Source organism: Streptomyces sp. W16 (assembly GCF_033194735.1).
Lineage (GTDB): Bacteria > Actinomycetota > Actinomycetes > Streptomycetales > Streptomycetaceae > Streptomyces.
This window is the reverse complement of record NZ_JAWOAI010000546.1, coordinates 1-6190: the sequence shown is the minus strand read 5'-3', so window position 1 is coordinate 6190 and position 6190 is coordinate 1. Positions and strand designations below refer to the sequence as shown.

At 68.9% G+C, this 6190-nt stretch carries 3 protein-coding genes; 2 read left to right on the top strand and 1 reads right to left on the bottom strand.

Annotated elements, in window-relative coordinates; genetic code table 11:
• The first annotated feature begins 2 nt into the window (after positions 1-2).
• Positions 3-4088, top strand: a complete 4086-nt coding sequence (locus tag R6V09_RS43295; protein WP_317886971.1) for a beta-galactosidase — start codon at positions 3-5, stop codon at positions 4086-4088.
• A gap of 103 nt (positions 4089-4191) precedes the next feature.
• Here R6V09_RS43295 and R6V09_RS43290 read toward each other — a convergent pair whose 3' ends face one another.
• Complete coding sequence (locus R6V09_RS43290; protein ID WP_317886970.1) at positions 4192-4848, bottom strand: GNAT family N-acetyltransferase; 657 nt, start codon at positions 4846-4848, stop codon at positions 4192-4194.
• 179 nt (positions 4849-5027) lie between these two features.
• Between R6V09_RS43290 and R6V09_RS43285 the strand changes: the two genes are divergently transcribed.
• The gene (locus R6V09_RS43285; protein WP_317886969.1) at positions 5028-5819 is read left to right on the top strand and encodes a hypothetical protein; all 792 of its coding nucleotides are present in this window, start codon (positions 5028-5030) and stop codon (positions 5817-5819) included.
• The last annotated feature ends 371 nt before the right edge of the window (positions 5820-6190 follow it).

The following is a 6190-nucleotide window of genomic DNA, read 5'->3' as shown; positions in this document are numbered from 1 at the left end:
GCATGACCGCGCCGGCCACGGCGGCGGCGCAGGACGTCGGCGAGCAGGCGCCCGCCGTCAGTTCGGACGCCTCGGCAGTCGCTCCGCAGGCGCACACCGTGACTCTCGACGGCTACTCGTTCCTCGTCGACGGCAAGCGCACCTACCTCTGGTCCGGCGAATTCCACTACTTCCGGCTCCCGAGCCAGGACCTGTGGCGCGACATCTTCCAGAAGATGAAGGCCGCCGGCTTCAACTCCACCTCCCTGTACTTCGACTGGGGCTACCACTCACCGAAGCCGGGCGTGTACGACTTCACCGGGGTGCGGGACGTCGACAAGCTCCTCGACATGGCCCAGGAGGCCGGCCTCTACGTCATCGCCCGACCGGCGCCCTACATCAACGCGGAGGTCGACAGCGGCGGACTGCCCGGCTGGCTGACCACCAAGGCAGGGAACAACCGCAGCGACGACCCGCAGTTCCTCAAGTACGCCGACGAGTGGCTGACGCAGATCGACCGGATCATCGCCCGCCACCAACTGACCAACGGCACCGGCTCGGTGATCGCCTACCAGGTCGAGAACGAGTACTACAACGGCTCGGCCGCCGGCCGCTCCTACATGCAACACCTGGAGGACAAGGCCCGCGCCGACGGCATCACGGTCCCGCTGACCGGCAACAACAACGGCACCTTCAACTCCGGCACCGGCGCCCTGGACGTCGACGGCCCGGACTCCTACCCCCAGGGCTTCGACTGCTCCAACCCCACGAAGTGGAACGGCGTCCCCGACATCAGCTACGACCACCCGGCCGGAAAACCGCTCTACTCACCGGAGTTCCAGGGCGGCGCCTTCGACCCCTGGGGCGGACCCGGCTACGACAAGTGCGCCCAGCTCATCAACGACCAGTTCGCCAACGTCTTCTACAAGCAGAACATCGCCGTCGGCGCGACCGCGCAGAGCTTCTACATGACCTACGGCGGCACCAACTGGGGCTGGCTGGGCATGCCGCAGAACTACACCTCGTACGACTACGGGGCCGCGATCCGCGAGACCCGCCAACTCGACCCGAAGTACTACGAGGACAAGCTCATCGGGTACTTCACGCAGTCGGTCGCCCCGCTGACCAAGACCGAGGCGATCAGGGCCACACCGCCGGACGACTCCGCGATCGTCGACACCGCCCGGATGAACCCCGACACCAAGACGCAGTTCCACGTCCTGCGGCACGGGAACTCCACCTCCACGGCAGTCGACAAGACCCACATCTCCCTGGACTTCAACGCCCAGCCGACCAACGACACCACCTACACCTGGGACGACCCCGACTCCGCACTGCAGTACGCCGGTTCGTGGTCGCACGTGGCCAACACGAGCTACACAGGCGGCGATTACAAGCACACGGAGTCGTTCTCGAAGAACGCCGGCGACTCACTCACCGTCCCCTTCGACGGCACCGCGATCCGCTGGATCGGCTCGAAGACCAACAACCACGGCAACGCCGACGTCTACCTCGACGGCATCAAGACGGCCACGGTCGACGACTCCGGGAGCGAGAGCCAGGCGGTGCTCTTCCAGAAGACCGGTCTGACGCCCGGCGCGCACACCCTGAAGATCGTCGTAGCCGGGAACCACAGCTCGGGATCCACGGACAACTACGTGGCTGTCGACGCCATCGACGTGCCCACGGCCGCCACCTCGGAGCCGACCTACCCGGTGGTGCCGCAACAGCCCGGCACCGCGATCACGCTCGACGGACGCGACTCCCACGTGATCGTGGCCAACTACCGCCTCGGAGAAGCGCAGTTGCAGTACTCGACCTCCGAGATCATGACCAGCGCGACCATCGGGGACCGGGACGTCGCCGTGCTCTACGGCGACGAGGGCAGCGACGGCGAGACCGTCCTGCGCTACGACACCGAGCCCACCGTGACCGCCAACGGCGGTTCCGTCACGACCACTTGGGACCCGGCCACCGGCGACCTGCGGCTGAACTACACGCACACAGGCCTGACCCGCATCAGCATCAGCGGCGACGGAAAGCGCCCGCTCCTGCTGCTCGTCGGCGACAAGGCCACGGCGGAGACCTTCTGGCGTCAGGACACGGCGAGCGGCCCGGTGCTCGTGCGCGGCACCCACCTGCTGCGGACGGCGACCAGCCTGCACGGCGGCCACACCGTGGCGCTCACCGGCGACAACGCCGACGACAAGGACATCGAGGTGTTCACCTCGGCTGCCCAAGTCACCTGGAACGGCAGGACATTGGCCACCCACGCCCCCGACACGGGCAGCCTCACCGGGAAGATCCCGGTGGCCGCCCCCGTACACCTGCCGACACTCACCAACTGGAAGCACGCCGAAGAGTCCCCCGAAGCGGCCCCCGGTTTCGACGACACCAGCTGGCAGGTGGCCGACAAGGCGACCACCAACAGCACCTCCGGCGCCAATTCACTGCCGGTGCTCTACGCGGACGACTACGGCTTCCACACCGGCAACACGTGGTACCGGGGCCGCTTCCGCGCCACCGGCAAGGAGACCGCCATCCACCTGGTCTCGGACTCGGGGGGAGATGCGCAGGCGTTCTCCGTCTGGCTCAACGGGACCTTCCTGGGCAGCTCCACCACAGGCAGCGGCGACTTCACCTTCCCGGCCGGTTCGGTGAAGTCCACGGGCGACAACGTCCTCTCCGTACTCACCGTGAACATGGGGCACGAGGAGGACTACAACTCGACCAACGGCAACAAAGCCGCGCGCGGCCTGACCAGCGCCTCCCTCGTCGGCGCGCCGCTGACGTCCGTCACCTGGCGCCTCCAGGGCGTACGGGGCGGCGAGGACCTCCAGGACACCGTGCGCGGCCCGCTGTCGACGGGTGGCCTCTACGGCGAACGGGCCGGCTGGTCCCTGCCGGGCTACCCGGACGGCGACTGGAACCGCGTGTCCCTCCCGACGACCGACACGACACCCGGGGTCTCCTGGTACCGCACCGACGCCAAGCTGGACCTGCCGCACGGTCAGGACACCTCGCTCGGGCTCACGTTCACCGACGACCCCGCACGCAAGTACCGCGCCACGATCTTCGTGAACGGCTGGCAGGTAGGCAACTACGTCAACTACCTCGGCCCGCAACACACCTTCCCGGTCCCCAACGGGATCCTGAACCCGAACGGCCACAACAGCATCGCCATCGCCGTGTGGAACCTCGACGGCAGCACCGGCGGCCTCGGCAAGGTCTCACTGACCGACTACGGCAGCTACGCCTCGTCCCTGCGCGTCGCACAGAACAACAGCCCGCGCTACGACGCCAGCAGCTATGCCATGCCGAAGCGTCCGGGAGCGGATGTCACCCTCGACGTGCCGGACACCGCCCAGCCGGGACAGACCTTCACCGCCCGGACGACGGTCGGGGTGCCGAAGGACGGACGGTCCGCTTCCGGACTGACGGCGTCCCTCTCGGCGCCCGACGGCTGGAGCGTGAGTGCCACGAGCGCCACGTCGGTCAAGCGCCTCCTGCCCGGCACATCCGCCACCTTCACCTGGAAGGTCCAGCCCCCGGCCGGAACGCTGCCGTCCGCCTCGGCACTGACCTCCACGGTGCACTACCGGCAGAACAGCCGGCAGGCTGTCGGCGATGACGAACGCATCGTCCGCGGGATCCCGCCGGCTCCGCCCGCCGGACAGAGCGACGCCAGCGGTCTGCCGTTCCTGTCGTCCACCAACGGGTGGGGCCCGGTGGAACGGGACACCAGCGTCGGCGAGCAGGCGGCCGGTGACGGCCGTCCGATCACCATCGCGGGCGTCGACTACGCCAAGGGCCTGGGCACCAACTCCGTGAGCGACGTCGAGCTCTACCTCGCCGGACAGTGCTCGCGGTTGACGGCGTACGTCGGCGTCGACGACGAAACGGGCGGTGCGGGCACGGTGACGTTCTCCGTGATCGCCGACGGCAGGACTCTGGTGACCACCCCGACGATCCGCGGTAAACAGGCCGTGGTGCCGATCGACGTCGACATCAGCGGCGCCCAGGTGCTCGACCTCAAGGTCGGCGACGCGGGGGACGGCAACGGCAACGACCACGGGGACTGGGGGATGCCGACGCTGACGTGTGAATGATCGAGAGGCCCCGATAGCCATCGCCGGAACGGCATTCCGGCGTTGGCCGGCTGGTCGGGCGGGTGCGAGCGTGGGCGTCTCTACTGCTGGTTCGGCCCTCTGCTCATGCCTCAACCGGGCCTGGGCCTCGCACAGCGCTGGTCAGTGGGGCCAGGACGCGCCATCCGACTCGCTCGTACAAGGCCCGGCCCTCCAGCGTCGCGCCCAACACGCCCACTGTGGCGGCCTGTCCGGCCGCTGCATCGGCGAGCGTGGCCATCACCAGGCGCCCCAGGCCGCGGCGCTGATGGGCCGGGTCGGTCTCCACCTGGTCGACAACGGCGGTGGAGCCGGTGACGGCGATCTGCCCGCGCGCGGCGAAGGCGCCGTCCGCGGTGCGCACCAGGGTGCGGGTCACACCGGCGCGGCTCCAGGTGCGCAGCCGGTAGCCGGCGGGGACCACGGTGCGGGAGGCGCGCAGCGGGGCGGACATCAGGGAGCTGGGACCACCTGACACGGACCAGCCGGAGGCCAGCCAGGGGGTGAGCGTCTCCGGTGGTACGAACGCCTTCAGCCAGACGGCCGGGGCGGTGGCGTTCTCGGTGATCTTGCGGACGGTCGTCTCGTCGGCGGTGGTCAGGACGTGGCGCATGACGTGCTGGGGCAGGCCGACATCGATGGTGAAACCCCAGGGGCTGGGCACCGGCTCGGCCGCGCCACGCGAAACGGCCCAGCCTTCGACCCACGCTTCTACAGCTTCGGCCGTGTTCCTGAAAGACAAAGCCCCTCCCGATGTAAGTAACGGCTGCGCGTTTCACCTATTACATCAGGAGTGGGGGCAGCCTGCCAGAGCTGACAGGGCAACCGGGACCGACCCTCGTGGGTCTAGCCACCGGATGACACACCATCAGGTCCGTCGTACGGGGAGACGGCGGACCCAGCGTCCCGAGGGGGGACTTCATGCGTATGCGCCCGGCCGTCGCCGTCACTTTCCTGGCAGCCACCCTTTCCGCATCGGTGATTCCGGCCACCGCCCAAGCGGCTGCCCAAGCCGCTGCCGACGACACCACGTTCTCGAATGTCGTCGTCAACGGAGGCAAGGACATCGTGCTCGGCCTGACCACCAGAAAGACCGTCACGATCACATGGACGGCCCACGACCCGGAAGGTGTTGCCGCGTCCTGGGCCTACCTGTGGCACGGCCCCAACACGGACGACGCCGACGGCGCCCTCCCGCTGTACCCGCCGACGGGAACATGCGCGGTGTCGCCGGCGGACCCGACCACCGCCACGTGCAAGGTGAGCCTCGCTGTGGACGCCGCGCGGGACTTCGACCACAACGGCCTCGCCGGAGCCTGGAAGGTGCTCGCCGGGGCGCAGGACACCAAGGACGAATGGACGGAGATCGACGCCGCCGGCACGGCGAACTTCAAGCGGTACGCCCAGGTGACGGTCAACGCCTCGCCCGAGCCGGTGAAGAAGGGCAGGACGATCACCGTCACCGGGAAGCTGACCCGCGCCAACTGGGACAGCGGCACCTACACCGGCTACCAGGACCGGCCGGTCCAGCTGCAGTTCCGGAAGAAGGGCAGCTCCGTCTACACCACGCTGAAGACCGTCACCAGCGGCGTCGGCGGCACGCTGAAGACCACCACCAAGGCCAAGACCGACGGCTACTTCCGCTTCGTCTTCACCGGTACCCCCACCACCGGCCCGTCCACGGCGACAGGTGACTTCGTCGACGTCAGGTGACGAACCAATGGACGTGGCGGGCCATCTTCTGGATCAACATCCCCGTCGCCGTCGTGCACTCATCGTGGCCGGCTGGGCGAGAGCCGCATCGTGTGGTGCATCGTGCTCGCGGGCGCGGGAATGGGGCTGATGCTGGGACAGTCCAACAGGAACTGCCCCCGGACAAGGGGGAGTTGATGGCGGCCCGGGCACCTGGAAAGGGAGCCTGAAGTCAGGTGGCGTCCGGCGGCTCCCAGGTGGCCCGGACCAGCGCCCGTTCGGTACCGGCCAGGTAGACGGCCGCGGCGAGCCAGGCGCGCGCGTACCCGTCCGGGTCGGCTTCCTCGGTGCGGCCGAACACATCGCGCCCACGCCGGTCCGCCTCCGCGGCG

Coding starts and splice junctions, on each gene's coding strand:
- R6V09_RS43295 (WP_317886971.1), top strand. CDS start 3: ATGACCGCGCCGGCCACGGCGGCGGCGCAGGACGTCGGCGAGCAGGCG.
- R6V09_RS43285 (WP_317886969.1), top strand. CDS start 5,028: ATGCGTATGCGCCCGGCCGTCGCCGTCACTTTCCTGGCAGCCACCCTT.